The organism is Pseudomonas sp. GL-B-12, from assembly GCF_019955895.1.
GTDB lineage: Bacteria > Pseudomonadota > Gammaproteobacteria > Pseudomonadales > Pseudomonadaceae > Aquipseudomonas.
Genome location: NZ_JAHBCX010000019.1, coordinates 20,541 through 44,724, shown reverse-complemented (window position 1 = coordinate 44,724; position 24,184 = coordinate 20,541). Strand labels below are relative to the sequence as shown.

At 59.9% G+C, this 24,184-nt stretch carries 22 protein-coding genes; 5 read left to right on the top strand and 17 right to left on the bottom strand.

Annotated features, from left to right (window positions below; translation table 11 throughout):
• Positions 1-5: 5 nt before the first annotated feature.
• Positions 6-1,274 (top strand): OprD family porin, encoded by a 1,269-nt coding sequence (locus KGA85_RS11700; protein ID WP_223454832.1) that lies wholly within the window; start codon positions 6-8, stop codon positions 1,272-1,274.
• 8 nt (positions 1,275-1,282) lie between these two features.
• On the opposite strand, the gene KGA85_RS11695 is transcribed toward KGA85_RS11700, so the two are convergent.
• Positions 1,283-1,525 carry a DUF2790 domain-containing protein gene (locus tag KGA85_RS11695; RefSeq protein ID WP_223543121.1) on the bottom strand — a complete coding sequence of 81 codons (243 nt, stop codon included), beginning with the start codon at positions 1,523-1,525 and terminating at the stop codon, positions 1,283-1,285.
• 121 nt (positions 1,526-1,646) lie between these two features.
• On the opposite strand from KGA85_RS11695, the gene KGA85_RS11690 reads away from it, so the two are divergent.
• On the top strand, positions 1,647-2,579 hold the full coding sequence (locus tag KGA85_RS11690) for a LysR family transcriptional regulator (RefSeq protein WP_223454836.1): 933 nt from the start codon (positions 1,647-1,649) through the stop codon (positions 2,577-2,579).
• Between the two features lie 71 nt (positions 2,580-2,650).
• A complete protein-coding gene (locus KGA85_RS11685) occupies positions 2,651-3,340 on the top strand; it encodes an energy-coupling factor ABC transporter permease (protein ID WP_223532977.1) in 690 nt (229 codons plus the stop codon).
• Between the two features lie 35 nt (positions 3,341-3,375).
• Here the strand turns inward: KGA85_RS11685 and yacG are convergent, their stop codons facing one another.
• The 4 genes from yacG to KGA85_RS11665 are packed head-to-tail and all read right to left on the bottom strand — an operon-like array spanning position 3,376 to position 6,284.
• On the bottom strand, positions 3,376-3,576 hold the full coding sequence (gene yacG / locus KGA85_RS11680; RefSeq protein ID WP_218432541.1) for a DNA gyrase inhibitor YacG: 201 nt from the start codon (positions 3,574-3,576) through the stop codon (positions 3,376-3,378).
• Positions 3,573-4,196 (bottom strand): dephospho-CoA kinase, encoded by a 624-nt coding sequence (gene coaE, locus KGA85_RS11675; protein WP_223454840.1) that lies wholly within the window; start codon positions 4,194-4,196, stop codon positions 3,573-3,575. The genes yacG and coaE overlap by 4 nt, the downstream gene beginning before the upstream one ends.
• Positions 4,193-5,065 (bottom strand): prepilin peptidase, encoded by an 873-nt coding sequence (locus KGA85_RS11670; RefSeq protein ID WP_223454842.1) that lies wholly within the window; start codon positions 5,063-5,065, stop codon positions 4,193-4,195. The genes coaE and KGA85_RS11670 overlap by 4 nt, the downstream gene beginning before the upstream one ends.
• Position 5,066: 1 nt before the next feature.
• A complete protein-coding gene (locus KGA85_RS11665; RefSeq protein WP_223454844.1) occupies positions 5,067-6,284 on the bottom strand; it encodes a type II secretion system F family protein in 1,218 nt (405 codons plus the stop codon).
• Positions 6,285-6,511: 227 nt separating this feature from the next.
• On the opposite strand from KGA85_RS11665, the gene KGA85_RS11660 reads away from it, so the two are divergent.
• Both KGA85_RS11660 and KGA85_RS11655 read left to right on the top strand, forming a co-directional pair.
• Positions 6,512-6,934 (top strand): pilin, encoded by a 423-nt coding sequence (locus KGA85_RS11660; RefSeq protein WP_223454846.1) that lies wholly within the window; start codon positions 6,512-6,514, stop codon positions 6,932-6,934.
• Between the two features lie 300 nt (positions 6,935-7,234).
• Positions 7,235-7,591: a BON domain-containing protein gene (locus tag KGA85_RS11655; RefSeq protein WP_223454848.1), complete on the top strand. Its 357-nt coding sequence runs from the start codon at positions 7,235-7,237 to the stop codon at positions 7,589-7,591.
• 196 nt (positions 7,592-7,787) lie between these two features.
• On the opposite strand, the gene KGA85_RS11650 is transcribed toward KGA85_RS11655, so the two are convergent.
• The 12 genes from KGA85_RS11650 to KGA85_RS11595 all read right to left on the bottom strand — a co-directional run bounded on the left by KGA85_RS11650 (position 7,788) and on the right by KGA85_RS11595 (position 24,175).
• Positions 7,788-8,084: a DUF2845 domain-containing protein gene (locus KGA85_RS11650; RefSeq protein ID WP_223446861.1), complete on the bottom strand. Its 297-nt coding sequence runs from the start codon at positions 8,082-8,084 to the stop codon at positions 7,788-7,790.
• Positions 8,084-11,041, bottom strand: coding sequence for a DUF748 domain-containing protein (locus KGA85_RS11645; protein ID WP_223532969.1), 2,958 nt, complete (start codon positions 11,039-11,041; stop codon positions 8,084-8,086). The genes KGA85_RS11650 and KGA85_RS11645 overlap by 1 nt, the downstream gene beginning before the upstream one ends.
• A 93-nt stretch (positions 11,042-11,134) precedes the next feature.
• Positions 11,135-12,151 carry a class I SAM-dependent rRNA methyltransferase gene (locus tag KGA85_RS11640; protein ID WP_223454852.1) on the bottom strand — a complete coding sequence of 339 codons (1,017 nt, stop codon included), beginning with the start codon at positions 12,149-12,151 and terminating at the stop codon, positions 11,135-11,137.
• Between the two features lie 209 nt (positions 12,152-12,360).
• Positions 12,361-13,233 (bottom strand): oxygenase MpaB family protein, encoded by an 873-nt coding sequence (locus KGA85_RS11635; protein WP_223454854.1) that lies wholly within the window; start codon positions 13,231-13,233, stop codon positions 12,361-12,363.
• A gap of 116 nt (positions 13,234-13,349) precedes the next feature.
• Entirely contained in the window at positions 13,350-15,284 is a 1,935-nt protein-coding gene (gene acs / locus KGA85_RS11630) for an acetate--CoA ligase (RefSeq protein WP_223532973.1), read from the bottom strand.
• Positions 15,285-15,564: 280 nt separating this feature from the next.
• Positions 15,565-17,229: a glucose-6-phosphate isomerase gene (gene pgi / locus KGA85_RS11625; protein WP_223454858.1), complete on the bottom strand. Its 1,665-nt coding sequence runs from the start codon at positions 17,227-17,229 to the stop codon at positions 15,565-15,567.
• A 224-nt stretch (positions 17,230-17,453) separates the two neighbouring features.
• Complete coding sequence (gene panD, locus KGA85_RS11620) at positions 17,454-17,834, bottom strand: aspartate 1-decarboxylase (RefSeq protein ID WP_003228271.1); 381 nt, start codon at positions 17,832-17,834, stop codon at positions 17,454-17,456.
• Between the two features lie 249 nt (positions 17,835-18,083).
• A complete protein-coding gene (panC, locus tag KGA85_RS11615; protein WP_223543120.1) occupies positions 18,084-18,944 on the bottom strand; it encodes a pantoate--beta-alanine ligase in 861 nt (286 codons plus the stop codon).
• Positions 18,941-19,741 carry a 3-methyl-2-oxobutanoate hydroxymethyltransferase gene (gene panB / locus KGA85_RS11610; RefSeq protein WP_095965623.1) on the bottom strand — a complete coding sequence of 267 codons (801 nt, stop codon included), beginning with the start codon at positions 19,739-19,741 and terminating at the stop codon, positions 18,941-18,943. Before panB ends, panC begins: the two co-directional genes overlap by 4 nt.
• A gap of 368 nt (positions 19,742-20,109) precedes the next feature.
• Positions 20,110-20,595, bottom strand: coding sequence for a 2-amino-4-hydroxy-6-hydroxymethyldihydropteridine diphosphokinase (folK, locus tag KGA85_RS11605; RefSeq protein ID WP_223454862.1), 486 nt, complete (start codon positions 20,593-20,595; stop codon positions 20,110-20,112).
• A 3-nt stretch (positions 20,596-20,598) separates the two neighbouring features.
• Positions 20,599-21,999, bottom strand: coding sequence for a polynucleotide adenylyltransferase PcnB (locus tag KGA85_RS11600; protein ID WP_223454864.1), 1,401 nt, complete (start codon positions 21,997-21,999; stop codon positions 20,599-20,601).
• Positions 22,000-22,735: 736 nt separating this feature from the next.
• Complete coding sequence (locus tag KGA85_RS11595; RefSeq protein WP_108216467.1) at positions 22,736-24,175, bottom strand: sigma-54-dependent transcriptional regulator; 1,440 nt, start codon at positions 24,173-24,175, stop codon at positions 22,736-22,738.
• Between the last annotated feature and the right edge of the window lie 9 nt (positions 24,176-24,184).

Sequence of the window (24,184 nt, the reverse complement as noted above, 5' to 3'; positions counted from 1 at the left end):
AAACGATGAAACAGATTCTCCCAACAACCGGTTCTGCGTTGTCCCTGGCTGTCGTCTCGAGTTTTTCCACAGGTGCGATGGCCGCTGAAAAAGGCTTTATCGAAGACACCACCGCGACGTTGCAGGCGCGCAATTACTACTTCAGCCGCGACTATTCCGACATCGTCGGCGCCAACCAGCAATCGAAGGCTGAAGAGTGGGCCCAGGGTTTCATCCTCAACGTGAAGTCCGGATACACCCAGGGCACCGTCGGGTTTGGGGTGGACGTCATCGGCTTGCTCGGCCTCAAGCTCGACAGCGCCCCGGACCGGACCAATACCGGTTTGCTGCCGGTGCAGGGCGACGGCCGCGCGGCGGATAACTACAGCCGCCTGGAAGGCGCGTTGAAGATGCGCTACTCCAAAACCGAGCTGAAAGTCGGTGAGTTGCAACCCAATCTGCCGGTGTTGGCATTCAGCGATATTCGCCTGCTGCCGCCGAGTTATCAGGGCGCTAGCATCACCTCCAACGAGATCAATGGCCTGACGCTGCAGGGTGGTCACTTGAGTTCAACTAGCCTGCGCAACGAGGCTGGCGACGAAAAGATGCAAGCGATGTTGGGTCATGTGCCGCAGCGTCAGGTCAGCAGTGACGGTTTCAATTTTGCTGGCGCTGATTATGTCTTCAACGACAAGCGCAGCTCGGTCAGCGCCTGGTACGGGCAACTGGAAGATATCTACAACCAGCGTTTTCTGGGTTTAAAGCACAGTGAGCCGGTGGGCGACTGGATCCTCGGCGCCAACCTCGGTTATTACGATTCGCGCGAGGACGGCAAGAAACTGCTGGGCAACATCGACAACCAGGCGTTCTTCTCGTTGCTGTCGGCCAAGCGTGGCGGCCATACGTTTTACGTCGGCTATCAGGGCATGTTTGGTGACAGTGCGTTCCCACGGGTGTTTGCCAACATCTCACCGCTGGGCAACGAAGTGCCGACCTATGAGTTCGCCTTCACCGATGAACGTTCCTGGCAGGCGCGCTACGACTACGACTTCGCGGCGCTCGGCGTACCGGGGCTGACCAGTACCGTGCGCTACATCAGCGGCAACAATGTCGATACTGGCAAGGGTTTTGAAGGCAAGGATCGCGAGCGTGACCTGGATATCGGCTATGTGTTGCAGAGCGGCAGTCTCAAAGGCCTAGGCATCCGTGTGCGCAATGCCATGGCGCGTTCAAACTACCGCAGTGATATCGACGAGAACCGCTTGATCCTCAGCTATACGTGGACCTTGCTGTGAGCCATTGATCACAGGTTGCTGGTGCAATCACCCATGACGTTGTAGGTCACGCGTTGGGTCTGGCCCTGATGATCGACGTACTCCATGGTCGCCGGCACAACCCCGCACGCGGTCGCCGTGTTCGACACCGAAACCACCTTGGCGATGTCCAGTGGCTGCGCCGGGTTGTACAGGACCGCAAGGGGTTCGTTGTCAGCGGCCATGGCCGAGGTGGCGATGACGGTCAGCAACAGGCTGATCAACGTTTTCATGTTGGCGTGCTCCGTGTCGGTTTCGATGTCTGAATTTTAGTCTTTGCCACCGACGGATAAAGGGGCGAACGGCGGATGCAGCCTTACATAAAACGTAACAGTCATCGCCCGAGGGGGGCTTATGGATGTGCTTAACAACTTGCGCGTGTTCATCCGGGTGGTGGACTGCGCCAGTTTCACCGGGGCTGCCGATGCGCTGGATCTGTCGACCGCGCAGGTATCCCGATTGGTGGCGGATCTGGAGGAACATGTACAGGCGCGTCTGCTGCAACGCACCACGCGGCGCTTGAGCCTGACCGACGCCGGTGAGCGCTTCCTGCTGCGCAGCCGGCAAATCGTCGAAGCCATGGATGAGGCGACGGCCGAGGCCCGCGGCGCTCATATCAATCCGGCCGGACGTTTGCGGGTGCACAGCATGAACGGCCTGGGTGTGCTGCTCACGCCGTTGATCGCCCGCTATAGCGAGCTTTATCCCGATGTGGTGTTCGAGCTGACCTTGTCGCAGCGCAATCCCGATCCGCTGGAGGAGGGGCACGATGTGGTGATTTCTATCGCTCCCGAACTGGCCGACTCGCAAATGGTTGCGCAGGCCATCGGGCAGATCTACAGCGTGCCCTGTGCCTCCCCGGCTTACTTGCAACGCCGGGGCGTGCCGCAGCAGCCGCTGGCGCTGAGCGATCATCAATGCCTGCGCATGCTCGACCCGTTGTACAGCGATCAATGGCTGTTCCAGGACGAGCACGGCGAGCACGCTGTCAGCCCGGCCAAGACCTTTCAGTGCAATGTTGCCGAGTCGATGGTCAAGGCTTCGGAGTCGGGCATGGGCATCAGCCTGCTGCCGTTCTACACCGCGACGCGGCCCTTGAACGACGGCACTTTGCTGCGCGTGTTACCTGCATGGCGCCTGCGCGAACGCAATGTGTATGCGCTGTATCCTTCGCGACGCTTTCTCGATGCCAAGGTCCGCACCTGGGTGGACTTTCTCAAGTCTGAGCTACCGAAGCTGTTCGCCGAACATGACGCGGTGATGAACGATCCGCGGCATTGGGCTTGAGGTCGAAGGGCAGGCGAGCGGCGGTGTAGACTGAGTGTTTGTTGTCTTTCGCCAAGGAGTCGCGCGTAGCCATGATCGGTGCAGAGTTGCTGTCATCGCAAACCCTTGCGGTCGGCTGGCTGATCTATGTGCCGGTGTTGATCTGGGCGATCTGTCGCGCGCCGTGGGTCGAACTGTTCACCGACAGCCGTCGTCAGCATCTGCTGTTTGGAACGGTGTTTGCGCTGTTTCTGTTGTGGCTGGTGCGGCGCGACTTTGATACCGGCGTGTCTTACCACTTCATCGGCATGACAGCGGTGACGCTACTGCTGGACTGGCCGCTGGCGCTGGTTGGCGGGTTGGTTGCGCAAATGGGGCTGGTGCTGCTCGGCCGACAGGACCTGGCGGCGGTCGGGGTCAATGGCGCGCTGTTGATTGCGCTGCCGGTGCTGGTCACCGAGTGCTGCGCCATTCTGGTGGAGCGGGCGCAGCCACGAAATCCCTTCGTGTATATCTTCGTTTCCGGATTCTTTGCCGCCGCGCTGTCGGCGTTGCTGTGCCTGCTGCTGGGGCTGTGGTTGCTGTGGTTCGATGAGCGTTTCGAGATGCCGTACTGGCTTGAGGATTTTGTCGGTTACCTGTGGCTGATCATTTTTCCCGAAGCGTTTATCAACGGCATGATCGTCAGTGCGCTGGTCGTGTTTTGTCCGGAGTGGCTGGAAACGTTCAACCGCACTCGCTACCTCTCGGCGCCCTGGAAGGATGACGATCCCAAGTCCTGATCCACATCAAAACCTGGAATCGCCCACTCGATGGATCAGTGGCGCGGGTCAAAGTCGCCGCTGAACATCTCGTCCTCGGCATCGGGGGGCACTGGAATCTTGTGTTCTTCGGACGCCCAGGCCCCCAGGTCGATCAGTTTGCAGCGGTCGGAGCAGAATGGCCGGAATTTGCTCTCGGCGGTCCATTCCACGGGGGCGCCACAGGTTGGGCATTCGACGGTTGTTGGTTGGCTCATGACTGGCCTCCACGCAAAGAAAGATAAAAGTGATGCAGGCGTTCGACCTCGCTGTGCAGCCAGGCAAGGTCGCGATCATTGACCACGACGTCGTCGGCATGGCTCACGCGATCCTGGCGGCTGGACTGGGCCTTGAGGATCGCCTGGACTTGCTGCTCGCTGGTTTGGTCACGTTGCAGGGTGCGTTCGATCTGCAATTGTTCGGGGGCATCGATCACCAGCACCCGTTGAGTGATGGCGTATTGCCCGGACTCGATCAGCAGCGGCGAAACCAGAATCGCATAAGGCGATTTTGCCAGCGCCAGGTGGTGAGCGATCTCCTCGCCGATCAGCGGATGCAGGAGGGCTTCCAGCCAACGGCGTTCTTCAGGCACCTCGAAGATCAATTTGCGAAGCGCGGCGCGGTCCAGTTGCCCGTCGGCCTGCAACACGCCGAGGCCGAAGTGCTCGGCGATTTGCGCCAGTGCTGGGCGGCCGGGTTCCACTACCCAGCGAGCGGCGTGATCGGCGTCGACCACATGCACACCCAGATCTATGAAGTGTTGGGCGGCCGCACTTTTGCCGCTGCCGATGCCGCCGGTCAGGCCGAGAATCCAGGGTTTTTCCACAGGGCTATTCATTTCAAACCGACAAACTGCCAATAGAGGTCGGTTATTTGACCACCCCAGAGCAACGCAATCCAGCCGGCAATGGCCAGATAGGGACCGAAAGGGATCGGCGTCGAGGTTTTTGCATTGCGCCAGCGCAGCAGCATCAGCCCGATAATGGCACCCACCAGCGAGGACAGCAGGATGGTCAACGGCAAAATCTGCCAGCCACCCCAGGCGCCCAGCATCGCCAGCAGCTTGAAATCACCGTAGCCCATGCCGTCCTTGCCCGTGATCAGCTTGAACAGCCAGAACACCGACCACAGCAGGCTGTAACCGGCGATCGCCCCCCAAAGCGCCTCGTGCAACGTCACGAACAGGCCGAAACTGTTGACGATCAACCCCAGCCAAATCAACGGCAGCACCAGTACGTCCGGCAATATCTGATGTTCGGCGTCGATCAGGCTCATCGCCAGCAAACCCCAGCTCAGGACCAGCACCAGGCAGGCCGGCCAACCGAAGCCGAAGTGCCAGGCAACAAACGCCGACAACAGCCCGCAGGCCAGTTCGGTCAACGGATAGCGCGGGCTGATCGCTGCCGCACAGGCTGAACAGCGGCCGCGCAAAAACACATAACTGAGCAGCGGGATGTTTTCCCAGGCGCGGATTCGGTGACCGCAGTGCGGGCACTGGGAGTGGGGCAGCAACAGGTTGTAAGTCGGCAGCGGCGTTTCGCCAGGCAGCCCGAGAATGTCATGGGCCTGCTCACGCCAGTCGCGTTCGAGCATTTTCGGCAGGCGCCAGATCACGACATTGAGGAAACTGCCGACCAGCAGGCCGGTGATGCCTGCGAGAAGGACAAAGGCCAGCGGAGAGTGAATCAGAATTTCATTCAAGGGCATGTCAGATCGCTGAGCCAAGTTGGAAGATGGGCAGGTACATGGCAACTACCAGTCCACCGACGATAACACCCAGCACCACCATGATGAACGGTTCCATCAGGCTGGTGAGGTTATCGACCATGTTATCGACGTTGTCTTCATAGAACCCCGCGACTTTGTCGAGCATAGCGTCCAGGGTGCCTGACTCTTCGCCGATGGCGGTCATTTGTATCGCCATGTTCGGAAAGACGCCGCAGGTACGCATGGCGAAATGCAATTGCATGCCGGTCGAGATGTCCTGCCGAATGCGCAATACCGCGCGCTTGAACACGACATTGCCGGTCGCACCGGCCACTGATTCCAGGGCCTCCACCAGCGGCACGCCGGCTGCGAAAGTGGTCGACAGTGTACGGGCGAACCGGGCCACGGCGGACTTGTGCATCAGGGTGCCCACCAGCGGCAGTTTCAGCAGCCAGGTGTCCATCCGGTCGCGAAAGGCCGGGGATGTCCTGAGGGCGTGGCGCACGCCGAAGGCCATGGTGATCAGTGCGCCAAGGACCACCCACCACCAGGCCTGCATGAATTGCGACAGGCCAATGACCATCACGGTGAAGGCCGGCAGTTCGGCGCCAAAGCCTTTGAACACCGACTCGAACTGCGGCACGACATTGACCAGCAGAATCCCGGTGACTATCGCCGCGACGAACACCACCACCAGCGGGTAGGTCATGGCTTTCCTGATCCTGGCCTTGAGGCTTTCGCTTTTTTCCTTGTAGGTCGCGACCCGCTCCAAAAGGGTGTCGAGGGCACCGGCCTGCTCGCCAGCATCCACCAGGTTGCAATACAGCTCATCGAAATACCGGGGCTTCTTGCGCAGGGCAGCGGCGAAGCTGCTGCCTGCCGCAACTTCCTGTTTCAGCTCGTCCACCAGCTTGCGCATGGCCGGATTGTCGAAGCCCTCGCCGATGATCTCGAAGGACTGCAACAACGGCACGCCGGCCTTCATCATCGTCGCCATTTGCCGGGTGAACAGGGCAATGTCCTGGGCCTTGATGCGCTTGCCCATGCTGAAAACCGAATGGTTTTTTTTGCGAACCTTGCCGGGACTGATGCCTTGCTTGCGCAGTTTCGCCTTGATCAGCGCCGGGTTTTGAGCGCTGAGTTCGCCGGTCACTTTTGTGCCTTTGCGGTCGATGCCTTCCCATGCATACACGCTGATTTTCGCTGCCTTGACCGCCATGTTCAGTCCTGGGTATTCCGATTGAATTGCTCTTATAGCCTAGTCAAAGGACGAGGCCAAACCCGCAAGGGTGAGGTGACAAAAAACGTCAGATAGTGCTGATCCTGGTAGTAGGTAAGCGCTTTTCGGCCACCACGCCCCCTGCCAACAGGGGCTTCTGGCATTGGCACAGGCTGTGCTGCCATGGGGCAGGTCATGAGCCTTCGACTCATGCATGGAGCTTGTACATGAACAATCAAAAAGGTTTTACCCTGATCGAGTTGCTCGTCGTGGTGGCGATCATCGGGATCCTGGCAACACTGGGCCTGCCGATGTATTCCAAGTACCAGGCTCGGGCCAAGGTCACGGCGGCGCTGGCCGAACTGACTGCAATGAAAGTGCCGTTCGAGGATGTGATCAACCAGGGGGAAACCCCGACAATTGCCAACGTGGCGCCCGCCGGCGCGACATCGACCAACCACTGCGCCCTGTCTGTGACGGCTACAACGCAGGCGGGAGCGGGATCAATCGTTTGTACGTTGCAGAATGCCCCGGGGGTGGTCCAGGGTAAAACCGTCACCCTGACACGGGACGAAACCAAAGGCTGGTCATGTAAAAGCAGCGTATCCCAGGACTACTTGCCTAAAGGGTGTTCCGGTTCTGCGGCATGAAGAGCTGAATCAAGTCCCCGCTTTTGCGGGGATTTTCCTGTTTGTCGACCCGTCGTCAAATGCTGCAGATAAAGCTCAGAAATTCAGCATCTTAGGAACTTTCCATAAAACCGCAACTTGCATGCAGTGTTTGTGCTTATCGTGCATTTTGCATGATTCCGAAAGTTGGCTGATTTTGTAACTCGTTGATTAATAAGATTTTTAACTCTTTTTCAAAGTTGGCACAGCGTTCGCAATATCCCTGGTAACCCTGCCGAAAAGACACCCGGCAGACTTTTCAGAAAAACAGGAGTTACTCGTATGAAGAAGTTCGCTATCGCTGCCGCTACTGCCACTGCGCTGACCCTGACCATGGCAAACGCGGCATTCGCCCAGACCACTCAAGCCACCCAGGCTCCGATGACCCTGGCGGCGGGTGAAATGACCAAGGCTACAGAAGCTACTTCCGATACCTGGATCACCACTAAAGTCAAAGCCGACCTGATGACCGAAAAAGGCATTCCAGGTACCGACATCAAGGTTGAAACCAACAAAGGCGTGGTATCGCTGTCGTCGACCACCGCCGTGACCGATTCGCAAAAAGAAATGGCTGTAGCTATCACCAAGAAAATCAAAGGCGTCAAGGCGGTCTCCGCTGACGGCCTGAAAGCCGAGTAAGGCAAGGCTTCTCGCCTGGACCGGGAGAGGGTGCGACAGACGGGCAGAGTCATGGGTCTGTTGCAACCTGAGTGTTCATGCGAACGGCCAAAGGATGTTGGCCACTACAGGCCCCGCGCACTTTTGCCGGGGCCTGTTCTATGTGTAGCGCTGAAAACCCAATGTGCGGGCTTGCTCCCACATTGGATAGTGCTAATTAATTGCCGCGTTTACTGGTGATCTGTTTCAGCCGATTACCTTCGAACCGCAAGTATTGATACATCCCGCCATTCGGTCCGTAGGTCCATTCCTCGACCTGAAATTCCTCACGCCGATCTGCACTGCGTTTGTACCCCAGCAAGTCGCGACTGACCGGTTCACCGCATTTCTGCAAAACCTCACTCGAACGATCGCCGACGCTGATCAACTGGCTGCCACAGCGCAGGGTATCGGCCGCCCAGGCCTGACTGGCGGAGAGCGCCAGGATCAGGCCAGTCAGCTGCCGCCGCATCATCACTCGGCATCCAGATGCATTGGTGTCACTACGCGGCCGTCACTTTGCGCCTCGCCCAGATTGGCGTCGATGAAGTACACCCGGTCATCTTCCAGTTGGGCCTTGTCGACCAGGTAATCCTTGATGCTGCTGGCGCGTTCCTGGCCCAGTTGACGCAACAGCACGTCGCTGGTGCTCCAGAACTTGATCACCTCGGCACGCATTTTCGCGGTGCGCTCTTCCTTGCCCAGGTCCTTCCATTCGGCAGGGGGCTGGGTTTTCAGGCGGGTACGGTAGATACCTTCGAGCAGCGGGCCTTTTTCCCCATCCGGCACTTCCAGCAACGAAGCCTGGGCCGGGACCTTGTCACCGCGGCGCTGGAGCATTTTGTAGTAGTTGTACTGGTACTCACGCTCCAGGCGTTGTTCGGCGATCAGCGGGCCATCGCTGCTCTGGGCGGCGGTGCCTTCGATTTCCAGGCGCAGGGCCGGGCGCTCCTTGAGCGCCTTGGACAGTTTGTCCAGGGCGCCTTCGGCATCCTTGCCCAATTCGCTGGAACCCGCTGCGAATGAAACGCTGCCCAGGTCTTCCGAACCGCCACCGTTGACCAGCCCGCCAATGAGCTTGAACGGCGCTGCCGCGGCTTTGACGATCAGATTGCGCAGGGTCTGCCAGATAATCGGCATGACGCTGAACTGAGGGTTGTTCAGGTCGCCGGTGACCGGCAGTTCGATGGAGATCTTGCCGTCGACGTCCTTGAGCAAGGCAATGGCCAGTTTCAGCGGTAGGCTCACGGCATCGGGGCTGTCGACTTTTTCACCCAGTTGCAGTTGTTCGACCACCACTTTGTTTTCAGCTTTGAGCTGACCCTTGGTGATCTGGTAGTGCAGGTCGAGATTGAGCCGGCCCTTGCGGATACGGTAGCCGGCGAACTTGCCGGAGTAGGGCGTCAGCGTGGTCAGCTCCACGCGCTTGAAGCTGGTGGCGATGTCGAGGCTGGCCATCGGGTCGAACGGATTGACCGAGCCCTTGATGGTCACCGGCGCGTAGCGATCGACCTTGCCCTTGACGTCGACACTGGCCGGTTTCGGCTGGCGGCTGTCGATGGTGCCGATCTGCCCGTTGAGTTGCTGGATGGCGGTGGCGAAGTTCGGGGTCAGGCTGAAGTCGGCGAAGTTGGCCGAACCGTCATTGATGAAAATGCCGCCGATGTGGATGCCCAGCGGTTTTTCGTTGCTGGCCGGTTTGCTCGCCGCCGGTCTTGCCCCGGAGTCCGCCGGCTGGGGAATCAGCAGGTCATCGATGTTGGTGGTGCGATCATCGTTGATCATGAAACGCGCATAGGGCTGGAACAGGTTGATCTTGTCAATCGACAGACTGTCCCCATGCTGATAGTTCAAGCCTTCGACCACGACCTGTTGCCACTTGAGGAAGTCGCGGGTTTTCAGGGTGTCCAGGGTATGCAACTGATCGATCTGGGCGCGGCCTGTGACGTTGAACGCCAGGGGGGCGGTGCTTTTCAGGTCGACCGCCAGATCGCTGCCGAGCATGCCGCTGCGCAATTCCAGGCGAATGAACGGCGTGATGTAGGACTGGGCAACTCGCAGGTCGATGTCCTTGGTCTGTACCTTCAGTCTGGCGCTGACCGGGGCCAGGTTGACCTCGCCGTCGGCCATGATCTTGCCTTGCTTGCCCACGCCGGTATCGAGCTTGAGGGTAAAGGGTGAACCGTTGAGGCTGTCGAAGTTTTGCAGGTCGAGATTCAGCGGAGCCAGATCCAGGGCGACGGGAGGCTGTGCCTTTCGGTCAGCCAGATGCACTTGGTAATCGCGCAACTGTACGTCCTTGAGCAGCACCTGCCAGGGTTTGCCTGGCGCGGCTGGTTCAGGTTTCGGTGAGTCTGCCGCCGCCGGAGTGCTGGCCGGTTCGGCATCCGCCTTGGCTTTGGCAGCGGGTTTGGCCGGCTGGCTGGCGAACAGCTTCTGCCAGTCGAGTTGGCCGTCCGATTCCAGTGCGGCCCAGGTTTCCAGTTTGTGGCTGCGGATCTTGCCGACCACCACTTGCTGTTTGGCCAGGTCTACGGTGGTTTCGCTGACGTCCAGGCGTTCGAGCTTCACCAGCGGCCGGCCATCCGGGGCCTTGATCGCGAAAGGTGCAATGTTGACCGCTACATTGCTCAGCAGCAGCTCGGTTTCCTTGGCCAGGCTGAATTTGTAGTCGGTACTGATGCTCATGACGCCGTTCTCGAGGTCCAGTGGAACGGCATCGCGCACATAGGGCCAAAAGGCTTTCATCTTGCCATCGGTGATTTTCAGCTTACCTTCGGAGGCGATCGGGATCAGGCTGAAGTTACCGGTCCAGTCGATCTGTCCGCCATTGGGGCCGACGGCCACCAAGGTCATGTCGGCGCTGTCATCGGGCAGGGTGCTGAGGTTCTTCAGCTCGAAATCGAGTGTGTCGTAGAGAAACTCGATGGGCTCGCTGGGCCGGGCATCTTCAAAGTGCACGGCGCCGCCGGCCAGTTTGATCCGCTCGATGCGCAGCGGAAACGGCTTGGCATCCGGGTCGGCGGGTGTGGGCTCCCTCGCTGGCAGTTTGAACAGCCCCAGCAGATTGAGTTTGCCGTCCTTGCTGAACAGGATTTCGGTCTTGGGCTTGTCCAGTTCGACATCGGACAGGTGCACCGCCTTGGTCCACAGGCTGTCGAGTTGCAGATTGGCATACAGGCGTTCGAAACCGACCTGCTCCTTGCCGGGCTCGCCGATGTTCAAGCCCCAAAGGGTCAGTTCAAGGCTGAACGGATTGAATTCGATTCGCTGGATCGTGGCGGGTGTGGTGGCGTAGTTGGCCAGTTGCTGGTTGGCAACGCGCAGCGCGACACCCGGTAAAATCAGAAAACCCAGCAAGCTGTAGAGGGCCAGAGCAGTCAACAAGGCGCCGATGGCGCGAATCAATCCTTTGTACATGTGCGGCTTCATCTGTCTGGATCGGAGTGCCTTGGAGTATGGCACGCGTTTCCGGTTCCCAAGTGATTGGCCTGATCAGGAAGTTTCAGATTTCTCCGACAGCGGTCAGAGCTGCAGAATCAGGGTTTTCAGCGGTGGTTGCTGATCCATCGACGGGAAGTCCGCGCCTGGCTTCATCACGCTCCACTCACGCACCGGCCGCCCGGCCTTCTCTGCGCAACGCAAAACCTGCTCGCGCCAGTCGTCCATGCTGACTTTCGCCAGGTTGTTGCAGCAGATCAGCACGCCGTTGTCGGCGGTGGTCAGCAGGGCCGGTTTGAGCAGGCTCTGGTAGTCGCGCAGCAGGTCGACGGTGCCGAATGCACTCTTGGCCCAGGCCGGTGGATCGAGCAGTACCAGATCGTACTGGCGCTGTTCCAGGCGCTGATAGCTCGGCAGTTTTTGCCCGCGGCGCTGGCTGATTGGCAGGCCGGCCAGTTGGCGAATGGCCGGGAAGTAGTCGGACTGGATAAATTCCATGGTCGGCAACTGCGGGTTGAGTTGGCCGTTCTCCCGACCGACCGCCAGATTGCCTTCGGCGAAGTCCAGGTTGCACACCTCGCGCGCACCACCGGCGGCGGCACTGAGGCCGACGCCGCAGGTGTAGGCGAACAGGTTCAGTACGCTTTTGTTCTTGCTGTGATCCTTGACCCAGCCGCGGGTGTTGCGCAGGTCGAGGAACAGCAGCGGGTCTTGTCCGGCATGGCGACCCCGTACCCGATAGTTCAGGCCCCACTCGTGGCCGACCAGGTCTTGCAGGGCGGCTTCGTCGGCGCGGTAGACGATGTCTTCACGGTCGATGCGTGAGTTGCCACGGGAGCGGTCGTTGTAGACCAGCAGGGTGTCAAAACCCAGGTGTTGATTGATCGCTTCGTGCAGTTGCAGCAGCGTCTCGCGCTCCAGCGCCTGGTGGAAACTCTGCACCAGCAATTGCGGGCCGTAGCGGTCGATGGTCAGGCCCCCGGCGCCCTCCTGGCTGCCGTGGAACAGGCGATAGCAATCGGTACCTTGCTGGTGCAGTTCGGCGAGCAGGTCCTGGCGACGTTCGAGGGCGGCGCGCAGCGCCTGATTCAAGGAAGACATGCTGGGCGCCTTGCAGGAGGGAATTGGGCGCGGGAGTTTAACAGTTTGGAGCTGAGATGAGGGGCTTGCCTGTGGCGAGGGAGCTTGCTCCCGCTGGGCTGCGAAGCGGCCCCAAAATCCCGGTACATTTCGGTTTTTTTGCGAGCGCTACGCACTCGAGCGGGAGCAAGCTCCCTCGCCACAGAGTGATCACATTCAAGAGGTTGTGTTCAGGTCAGCAACCCCATCCGCCGCCTGGCCCGCTGCACCGACCCATTACGCACCGCCCAGCGCAGCATCGGCGCACTGCGATTGACGCTGGCGCGGATCAGCTTGCGTTGCAGCGGGTTCTGGCTGACACCGAGCATATCGCTGGCCCAGTCCGGCAGCAGATCGATCCCGGCCTGCATCATCAAACCGCCAAACGGCTTGGCCAGGCGACTGGGGGAGGGGGCGTTCAGCAATAGGCGCAGGACTTCGCGACTGCGTTCGTCACACAGCAACTGAGGGCGCATGCGCTCGAGGTAGTCGGCAATTTCCTGCCGAGAACGGGGCACATCCCGGGCCCCGAGGCGCTCGGCGACCAGGGCAATTTCAGCGTAGTAGCGATCCTGATCGATCAGCGACAGGTGCGGATTGCGATAGCGCAAATGCGCGGCGAGGAAGTTGCTGACTTCCGCCACGTGCACCCACGTCAGCAGTTCGGGATCGCTGGCGGCGTAGGCGCGTCCGTCCGGTGCCGTGCCGGTGATCTGCAAGTGGATGGTGCGGACTTTTTCGATTAGCCAGTCGGCATCCTGTCGAGAACCGAAGGTGGTGCCGGAGATGAACTGCCCGGTGCGACGCAAGCGACCGAGCATGTCTTCACGGAAATTCGAATGGTCCCAGACCCCGGCCAATGCCAGAGGATGCAGGGCTTGCAGCATCAGGGCACTGATGCCACCGATCAACATGCTGCTGAAATCGCCATGGACTTGCCAGCTCACCGAGTCCGGCCCGAACAGGCCGGGGTCGCCCTTGGGGTTTTCCAGGTCGAGTTTACCCAGGGACAAACCGGTCAGGCTCATGATCTGGGTTTCGATGCGGGTGCGGATGAATTCCATGGTTACTCTGTAGGGGCAGCCGGTCGACGCTCGATTGCTCGCAATGGACGTTAACGATAACGCGTTTTTCCTGAATATACGCGGCGCGTCGGAGTTCATCGCGAGCGAGCTCGCTCCTACTTCAAGCGCTTGTCGATCAGCCCTTGCACCACGTTCGGGTCAGCCAGGGTCGAAGTATCACCCAGGCTGTCCAGTTCGTTGCAGGCGATCTTGCGCAGAATGCGCCGCATGATCTTGCCTGAGCGGGTTTTCGGCAAGGCCGGTGCCCACTGGATCAAGTCCGGCTTGGCGAAACTGCCGATTTCCTGGCTGACCAGGGCCAGCAATTCTTTCTTCAGTTCATCGTTGGTTTCGACGCCGTTCATGGGCGTGACGAAGACATAGATGCCCTGGCCCTTGATGTCGTGGGGGTAACCGACCGCAGCGGCCTCGGCGATGCTTTCGTGCAGCACCAGGGCGCTTTCCACTTCGGCGGTGCCGATACGGTGGCCGGACACGTTGATCACATCGTCGATGCGCCCGGTGATCCAGTAATCGCCATCTTCATCGCGCCGCGCGCCGTCACCGGTGAAGTAGTAGCCGGGGTAGGGCTTGAAGTAGGTGTCGACCATGCGTTGCGGGTCGCGATAAACGCTGCGGATCTGCGCCGGCCAGCTGGACTTTATGGCCAGTACGCCGCTGCCGGCACCTTTGATTTCCCTGCCTTGCTCGTCGAGCAATACCGGTTGCACGCCGAACATCGGTTGTGTCGCACAACCCGGCTTGATCCGCTGGGCACTGACCAGCGGGCTGAGCATGATGCCGCCGGTTTCGGTCTGCCACCAGGTATCGACGATCGGGCAACGCTCCTCGCCGACCGCATGGAAGTACCACTCCCAGGCTTCCGGATTGATTGGCTCACCGACCGTGCCGAGTAGCCTGATGCTGGCGCGGGATGTTTGCTTCAACGGTTCCGGGCCTTCGCGCATCAGTGCGCGCAGGGCCGTCGGGGCGGTGTAGAAAATGTTCACTTTGTGCTTGTCGATCACCTGCCAGAAGCGCGAGGTACTCGGGTAGCTCGGCACGCCTTCGAAGATCAGCGTGGTCGCGCCATTGGCCAGCGGACCGTAGACGATATAGCTGTGGCCAGTGACCCAGCCGACGTCGGCGGTGCACCAGAAGACTTCGCCATCGCGGTAGTCCAGCACGTACTTGAAGGTCATCGCTGCTTGCAGCAGGTAGCCACCGGTGGTGTGCAGCACGCCTTTGGGTTTGCCGGTGCTGCCGGAGGTGTAGAGGATGAACAGCGGGGCTTCGGCGTCCATCGGCTCGGGCGGGCAATCGGCGCTGGCTTCGCGCAGGGCCTGCTGATACTTGATGTCCCGTCCTTCGACCCAGTTCACCTGCCCCTTGGTGCGCTCGACCACCAGCACGGTGCTCACGTCCGGGCAGCTTCGCAGCGCCTTGTCGACGTTCTGCTTGAGTGGCACGACCTTGCCGCCACGCACGCCTTCGTCCGCGGTAATCACGGTGCGGCAGTCGGCATCGAGAATACGGTCACGCAACGAGTCCGGGGAGAAGCCGCCGAACACCACCGAGTGCACCGCGCCGATGCGGGTACAGGCCAGCATGGCGTAGGCCGCCTCGGGAATCATCGGCAGGTAGATGCACACGCGGTCGCCTTTTTTCACGCCACGGCTTTTCAGCACGTTGGCCAGGCGGCAGACGTTTTCATGCAGTTTTTTGTAGGTGATCGATGTCGAGTCGGCAGGGTCGTCGCCTTCCCAGATGATGGCGACCTGATCGCTGCGTTTCTCCAGGTGCCGGTCGATGCAGTTGTAGCTGACGTTCAATTGCGCACCGGCAAACCAGCTGGCTTCACCGGTTTTCAGGTTGTAGCGCTGGACGGTTTCCCAGGGCGCACTCCAGTCGAGAAAACGCGTGGCCTGTTCGGCCCAGAAGGTGCTGGGGTGTTCGACGGATTCGCGGTACAGGCGCTGATAGTCGTCTTGACTCAATTGTGCGGCCCGGCGGACGGCATCGGCTTTGGGGAACATGCTGATATCGAACATGACGGTTCCTTATGCTTGTTTTGCGACAAAGATAAAGATGCGCCGAGTGGTCAATGGGTTCAATCCGTACACAAAACAACTGTGGGAGATGCGCCGAGTGGTCAATGGGTTCAATCCGTACACAAAACAACTGTGGGAGCGAGCCTACTCGCGAAAGCGGAGTGGCAGCCAATCCAATGCTGACTGATACACCGCCATCGCGAGCAGGCTCGCTCCCACAGGGGATTGTTTTTGCCCTCAGACTTTGGGGTTGATCCAAAGCCTGTGGGCAGGCTTCAAATCACCCGCGGTGACGACCACGGAAGTAATTGATCAGCCCTTGGGTCGAGGCGTCCTCGGCCGGGGTTTCTTCGCTGCCGACCAAGCGGTTGTAGACACCTTTGCCCAGCTCTTTGCCCAGCTCCACACCCCACTGGTCGAAGGCATTGATGCCCCAGATCACGCTTTGCACGAAGACTTTGTGTTCGTACATCGCCACCAGAGCGCCGAGGCGACGCGGGCTGATGCGTTCAACCACCAGGGTGTTGCTCGGACGGTTGCCCGGGATCACCTTGTGCGGCGCGAGCTTGTGCACCTCGGCTTCACTCATGCCTTTGTCGCGCAGCTCGGTTTCGGCCTCGCCAAGGGTCTTGCCGAGCATCAGCGCCTGGCTCTGCGACAGGCAGTTGGCGTACAGCCACTGGTGGTGATCGGACACCGGGTTGAAGCTGACGATCGGCACGATGAAGTCGGCCGGGATCAGTTGGGTGCCCTGGTGCAGCAACTGGTGATAGGCGTGCTGACCGTTGCAGCCGACGCCGCCCCAGATCACCGGCCCAGTGTCGGTGGACACCGGCTTGCCGTCCTGGCGCACGCTCTTGCCGTTGGATTCCATGTCCAGTTGTTGCAGGTGCTTGGTGATGTTACGCAGGTAGTGATCGTACGGCAGGATCGCGTGGCTTTGTGCGCCCCAGAAGTTGCCATACCACACGCCGAGCAAGGCCAGCAGCACCGGCATGTTCTGTTCGAACGGTGCGCTCTGGAAGTGCTGGTCCATGGTGTAGGCACCGGACAGCAATTCCTTGAAGTTGGACATGCCGATGGCCAGTGCAATCGGCAAACCGATGGCCGACCACAGCGAGTAGCGCCCGCCAACCCAGTCCCACATCGGGAAGATGTTTTCTTCGCGGATGCCGAACGCTACCGCGGCGGCATTGTTGCTCGATACCGCGATGAAGTGGCGATACAACTCGGCTTCCGAACCACCCTGGGCCAGATACCAGGCACGGGCGGCTTGGGCGTTCTTCAGGGTTTCGAGGGTGTTGAAGGATTTCGACGAGACGATGAACAGGGTGGTCTCGGCGCGCAGCTTCATGGTCAGTTCGTGGAACTCGCTGCCGTCGATGTTCGCCAGGTAATGGCAACGCACGCCTTTCTGGGCGTAGGACAACAGCGCTTCGGACACCAGCTCAGGGCCGAGGAACGAGCCGCCGATGCCGATGTTCACCACGTCAGTGATCGGCTTCTCGGTGTAACCGCGCCACAGACCATCGTGGATACGGCCGACGAGGTCGGTGATCTGGTTCAGTACCTTGTGCACTTCGGGCATCACGTTGACGCCGTTGACCGACAGCTTGTCGCCAACCGGGCGACGCAGGGCCGTGTGCAGGGCCGGACGGCCTTCGGAAGAGTTGACGATTTCGCCGTCGAACAGCGACTTGATCGCGCCCTTGAGGTCGACTTCGTTGGCCAGACCCACCAGCAGGTTGCGGGTCTCGGCGTTGATCAGGTTTTTCGAATAGTCGAGAAACAGGCCGCAGCTGCTGAGGGTGAACTGAGTAAAACGCTGCGGATCGGCATTGAAGGCTTCGCGCATGCTGAAATCCTGCATGGCTTGGCGGTGGTCATTCAACGCTTGCCAGGCAGGCAGAGCGGTAACGTCGTGAGGAGTGCGGTAATACGCCATCGCTGCGGGTTTCCTTATTACTTGAACGGCCTTTTGAACACTAAAAGTCCCGGAGCGCTGCGGGTGGGCGTTCCGGTCAACTGCGTCGACACGATTTCATGGCGCAGGGCGGATACATTAAACCCCGCGCAATGATCTGTCTTGACTTTGTCTGACCTGTTTCCGGTACTTTTTTAACACCAAAGTTAGGAACGGTCCGACAAACGGAAGAGACAGGACTCGGATCAGGCGACCTGGACCGGAATGGCGTTGCTGGTGTGGCTCAATTCATTGCCCGGTGCCATGTAGAGCATGCGCGGCTTGAAGTTGAGCAGTTCGGCTTCGCTGTAATGAGCGTAAGCGCAGATGATCACGCGATCGCCAACCTTGGCCTTGTGCGCGGCGGCGCCGTTGACCGAGATCATGCGCGAACCTTCTTCGCCACGAATGGCGTAGGTGGTGAAGCGCTCGCCGTTGTCGACGTTGTAGATCTGGATCTGTTCGTACTCACGGATGCCGGACAGGTCCAGCCATTCACCGTCGATGGCGCAGGAGCCTTCGTAATCGAGTACTGCGTGGGTGACTTCGGCGCGATGCAGCTTGGCTTTGAGCATGATGGCGTGCATGAGTATTTCCCAGGTCGGAATCGAACGGCGGGCAGTTTGCCCGAAGGGTTTGTGGGCGGCAATACGAATGAAGCGAAGGGTTTGAAGTGTACTTTTGTGGCGAGGGGGCTTGCCCCCGTTCCAGTGCGTAGCACTGGCAAAATTTCGGAAACGCTCGAAAGTTTGGGGCCGCTTCGCAGCCCAACGGGGCGGTGCGGCGGTCCGACAAGCCCCCTCACCACAGACTCACTCCACAGAGTTCGAGAGTGTTTAGACGGGCGCGTCGAGGTTCAGGTGCAGGTTGTCGATCAACCGCGTTGTCCCCAGGAACGCCGCCACCAGAATCACCAGGTCACGATCCTGCGCCGTCGCCGGGCGCAAGGTCAGGGCATGGCGGATTTCCAGATAGTCAGGACGCAGGCCGGCTGTTTCGAGCTGTTTTATCTGCGTGCCGATCAGCGCCGGGTAGTCGCGTTCACCCTGCTTGATCGCCTCGCCGATCGCTTTCAGCGTGCGGTAGACCACCGGTGCCACAGCACGTTGCTCTTCGTTGAGGAAGCCGTTGCGCGATGACAGCGCCAGGCCATCGGCCGCGCGAACAGTGGGTTCACCGATGATCTGGATCGGCATGTTCAGGTCATGAACCAGCGCACGAATCACCGCCAGTTGCTGAAAGTCTTTCTCGCCGAAAATCGCCAGGTCCGGCTGGACCATGTTGAACAGCTTGCTGACCACCGTCGCCACGCCTTCGAAATGCCCCGGGCGGCTGGCGCCGCACAGGCCTTCGGACAATTGCGGGACACTGACGCGGGTCTGGCCGGCCATGCCGTCGGGATACATCTCTTCAACAGTGGGGGCAAACAGCAGATGGCAACCGGCCTGGAGCAGTTTTTCCTGGTCGGCGGCGAGGGTGCGCGGGTACTTGTCGAGGTCTTCGCCAGCACCGAATTGCAGCGGGTTGACGAAAACGCTCGCCACCACGAAGTCCGCCCGTTGCGAGGCTTTGGTCACCAGCGCCACGTGGCCGCTGTGCAGGTTGCCCATGGTTGGCACAAAGGCGATGCGCTTGCCTTCGCTACGGGCACGGGCCACGGCGGCCCGCAGTTCGCGTACGGTTTTTACGGTGTTCATGCAGAAAATCCGTGTTCGATCCCAGGGAAAGTTGCCGCTTTGACTTCAGTCACGTAGGCGTTCAATGCCGCTTCAATGCTGGTCTGGCCAGTCATGAAGTTTTTCACGAATTTTGGCACGCGGCCGGTAATGGACAGGCCCAGCATGTCGTGCAGAACCAGTACCTGGCCATCGGTGCGATTACCGGCGCCAATACCAATCACCGGAATCTTCACCGCCTGGGTGATTTCTTCCGCCAGTTCGCTCGGGACGCACTCGAGCAGCAGCATTGCCGCGCCAGCCTGTTCCAGGGCGATCGCGTCGGCACGCATCTGCCGCGCCTGGTTTTCATTGCGGCCCTGGACCTTGTAGCCGCCCAGGATGTTCACCGACTGCGGCGTCAGGCCCATGTGCGCGCAGACAGGGATGCCGCGCTCGGCCAGCAGGCGGATCGAATCGGCCAGCCACAACGCTCCTTCAACCTTGACCATATGCGCGCCGGCCTGCATCAACAGGGCGCTGTTGGTCATGGCTTGCTCGGTGGTGGCGTAGGCCATGAAAGGCAGGTCGGCGAGGATCAGGGCATCGCTGTTACCGCGTTTGACGGCGGCCACGTGATAAGCCATTTCTGCGGTGGTGACAGGCAAGGTGCTGTCGTGGCCCTGCAAAACCATGCCGAGGGAGTCGCCCACCAGCAGCACTTCGACGCCAGCCTGGTTGCAGGCATGGGCGAAGGTCGCGTCGTAGCAGGTCAGCATGGTGATCTTTTCACCTTTTTGCTTCAGACCTTGCAGGGTGGTCAGGGTGATGGCTGGCATGAAAAGTTCCTCATTCAGGCGCTGTGGAAACTACTGCGAGTAACGCGCGTGATTCTTCGTTGAATACAGGCGCACGCTCTTTCGTCGTGCTTTTAAGGCCTGGATTGCGCCCTTGAACGCCGTGTTGGCGGCAGCGGGACGCCTATAGTCGTGAGGAGAACGAGGGAAGTCAATTGCGTGTGTTACCGCATTGTTACGGGTGGGGTGTTACCGGGGTAACTGATGCGATTCAGCAGTCGAAGCTGCGACCAGTGTGGGAGCGGGCTTGCTCGCGAAGGGGGGCATCACATTCAACATTTTTGTTGATTGAAACACCGCTTTCGTCGGAACGCCGCCCGGAGCAAGCCCGCTCCCACAGGGGAACTTGGTCAATTCTGAGGGAGGCGTTCCAGGCCGACGAACGGGCATGCCTTGAGCAGTTCGGCCAAGGTCCGGCCATCGGCCAGGCGCAGATCCGCAGGTGCCAGTTCCGCCAGTGGATACAGCACGAAGGCCCTTTCCTGCATGTGGTAATGGGGAACCTTGAGGCGCGGTTCGTCGATCAGGCGATCACCGAACAGCAATATGTCGAGGTCCAGCGTGCGCGGCCCCCAGCGCTCAAGGCGCTCACGACCCTGGCCGTTTTCGATGGCCTGCAAGGCATCGAGCAAATCCAGCGGCGCCAGCGTGCTGTCGAGAGCGGCCACCGCATTGGTGTAGCGCGGTTGTCCGGGTAGCAGCGAGTCGCTTTGATAAAACGCAGAAACCCCGACCAGCGCCGTTTGCGGCAAATGCGCCAGCGCCTCGACGGCGCTGCGCAATTGGTCGGCGGGGGCAGCCAGATTGCTGCCCATGCCGATGTAGATGCGTTCCATGGATTACTCGCCCGTGGTGCTCGAAGCGCCGGCAGCGCGTTTGCGCTTGGAACCGCCGCTGCGGCGACGCTTGCGCGGGGCGCCGGTGCCTTCGTCCTTGCCGCTGAGGTCGCGAATCATGTCGCGACGCTCGCTTTCGTTGGCGTCCTGATAGTCCGTCCACCATTCGCCCAGGCCATCGGTCTGCTCGCCGGCGCTTTCGCGTAGCAGCAGGAAGTCGTAGCCGGCGCGGAAGCGCGGATTGTCCAGCAGCAGATCGGCACGCTTGCCGCTGCGGCGGGGCAGGCGCTCCTGCATGTCCCAGATCTCGCGGATCGGCATGGTGAAGCGTTTCGGAATCGCGATGCGCTGGCACTGTTCGGCAATCAGTTCGTGCGCAGCTTCCTGCATCGCCGGAATCGGCGGCATGCCACGCTCCTGCAGGCGCAGGACGCGGGCCGGCAGGGCAGGCCAGAGCAGGGCTGCAAACAGGAACGCCGGGGTGACCGGTTTGTTCTGCTTGATCCGCAGGTCGGTATTGATCAGGGCTTCGCTGATCAGGGTGTGGGTGTACGTCGGGTTGTATTCCAGTGCTTCGGCGCAGGCCGGGAACAGTGGGTCGAACAACTGCAGGTCGACCAGCATTTCAAACGTATCGGCGGCATGGCCGGAGAGGAACAGCTTGAGCACCTCTTCGAACAGGCGGGCCGACGGGATCTCGCGCAGCATCGGCGCCAGGCCGCGGATCGGCAGGGCGCTGTGTTTTTCGATGCCGAAGTTCAGCTTGGCGGCGAAACGCACGGCCCGCAGCATCCGTACCGGGTCTTCCTGGTAGCGTTGCGTCGGATCGCCGATCAGGCGGATCAGGTGGTTGCGGATGTCGTGTACGCCGTTGGCGTAGTCGAGGATGCGTTCGCTGACCGGATCGTAATACAAGGCATTGATGGTGAAGTCGCGACGTTGCGCGTCCTCTTCCAGGGTGCCATAGACGTTATCGCGCAAGATGCGCCCGCTTTCGTTGCGCGAAGACTGGTTGCTGTCTTCCTCGTCTTCGTTTTGCGGGTGATTGGCGCGGAAGGTCGCGACTTCGATGATTTCGCGGCCGAAGTGGATGTGCACCAGCTTGAACCGGCGCCCGATGATTCGCGCGTTACGGAATTCGGCCCGTACCTGTTCCGGTGTGGCGCTGGTGGCAACGTCGAAATCTTTCGGTGTGATACCCAGCAGCATGTCGCGCACGCAACCGCCAACCAGGTAAGCCTGATAACCGGCGTTCTGCAGGCGTTCAACGATATTCACCGCGTAGCGGCTGAATTGCGCCTTCTGCAGCGAGTGTTGGCCGCTGTTGAGCACTTCAGGCGTGCTGCGAATGTGTTGCGTAGGACGCTTGGGAGAACGGAATGACTGGAACAGCTTCTTCAGCATGGGATGCACTGTTTGAAGGAATATTCGGCCATAACAGAAGAATGACCGCATGATGGGCGGGGATTCTAGCATTTAGTCGGGGGATGGTGTAGGACACAGCAGATATGAGCTGTAGGCCGCAGGCTTCAAGGCCGGAACGAGCCGATTTGCGGGGATTTCCGAATCGCGAAAACCACAAGGGGAGCCGAAGCTCCCCAAGAAGTAGTTGCATGCTCTATTTTTATTTTTGGTTTCGGGCTTCTTGTTTTTGTTGAGTGCCCTCGCCATGAAGCTTTCCTTCATGACCCTCCCAATCGGGAGCCAAGAGCAAACGGATTGCTTTGGTCGCTGAATTGCTGTGATCTTTCGATCCAACCAGTACAGGCTCTGTCTTAAGACAGTTTTTTGTTGTTCTCGGCCTGGTCGTGGGGCAAGCCCCAAATACAACGCCTCTCCAAAAGAATCAGTTAGCTGCGCCTCTCGCCGTCTTGTTTTTATTGTGCGTGAGTCGATTCGTCTTATTTTTATTGTCTTGTGCATTGCTTGTTATTGTTCTTGTATCAAACATATAGCAGGGTGCGTGCCAACTTTTGCGAAACCCAATAAAACAAGGGGTTAGGTCGGTCGACAGGCATTTCGAGGGCGAAAAAAAGCCGGGGCTTCGTTACCGTAAGCCCCGGCTTCTGTTACGTGAAAAAGCTGAGGTAACAGTTTTTTCAGAAAGTCACGTGTTACCCGCACATGAGACAGGTACGGTTCAGCTTTCGCTGGCCACCCCGGTCTTGCGCCGTGGGATGCCCAGGCGCTGACGGCGCTCCCACAGGCATTTGCGGCTGACCCCGAGCTTGCGGGCCAACTCGGTTTCGGTCATGTGGTCCTGATGCTCGAGGACGAAATGCTGGAAGTAGTCCTCCAGGGAGAGGTCTTCGGTCGGTTCGTGGTTGCTGTTACTGGCGTTGCCGTTGCCCTGTTGGGGCGGCAGGCCAATGAACTCGTCGTCTTCCAGGTCGCCCAGTTCGATGTCGATGCCCAGTAGCTCGGCGGAGATTTCCGGGCTTTCGCACAGGATAACGGCGCGCTCGACGGCGTTTTCCAGTTCACGAACGTTGCCCGGCCAGGAGTAGTGGCGAATGGCTTGCTCGGCATCCGCGGCGAATTTCAGGTCGGTGCGGTTGATCCGCGCACTTTGCCGCGCCAGGAAGGCGTTGGCGATCTCGTTGACGTCCGCACCGCGTTCGCGCAGGGCTGGGAGCTTCAGCGCGATAACGTGGAGGCGGTAATACAAGTCTTCACGGAACTGGCCGATCTTCGCCAGGCTCTTGAGGTCGCGGTGAGTCGCAGCGATCAGGCGCACATCGACTTTTTGCGACTGCACCGAGCCCACGCGACGAATTTCGCCTTCCTGCAATACGCGCAGCAGGCGAGCCTGGGCTTCCAGTGGCAGTTCGCCGATTTCGTCGAGGAACAGGGTGCCGCCGTCCGCCGCTTCCACCAGGCCGGCGCGCCCGGCGCTGGCGCCGGTGAACGCGCCTTTTTCGTGGCCGAACAGTTCGGACTCGATCAGGCTTTCCGGAATGGCCGCGCAGTTCACCGAAATCATCGGCGCCTTGGCGCGTTTGGACAGGTTGTGCAGGGCGCGCGCCACCAGTTCTTTACCGGTACCCGATTCGCCCTGGATCAGAACGTTGGAGTCGGTCGGTGCCACTTTGCGGATCTTGCCGTAGAGGTCCTGCATCGGTGGGCACGAGCCAATAATGCCGATTTCACCGTTGCTGTTGTCGGTACCGGATTTCGCCGCGCCGTTGGCGGCTTTGCCGGCAACGGCTTCACCGCCGGTTTGTACCGTTTGTCGGTCACGCAGGATTCGTGCGGCCGCTTGCAGCATTTCGTCATGGTCGAATGGTTTGGCAATGTAGTCCACTGCGCCCATTTTCATCGAGTCGACCGCCGAGCGCAGGCTGGCATAGCTGGTCATGATCAGCACCGGCGTGCCCTGGGCAAGCTTGATCAACTCCGTGCCGGGCGCGCCCGGCAGGCGCAGGTCACTGATGATCAGGTCGAACGAGGGAATGGTGAAGCGTTCTTGTGCTTCCTGCACTGATCCGGCTTCGCTGACCTGGTACTGGTTACGTTCCAGCAGGCGGCGCAAGGCGGAGCGGATAATGGTTTCGTCTTCGACGATCAAAATGTGCGGCATTGATTCGAT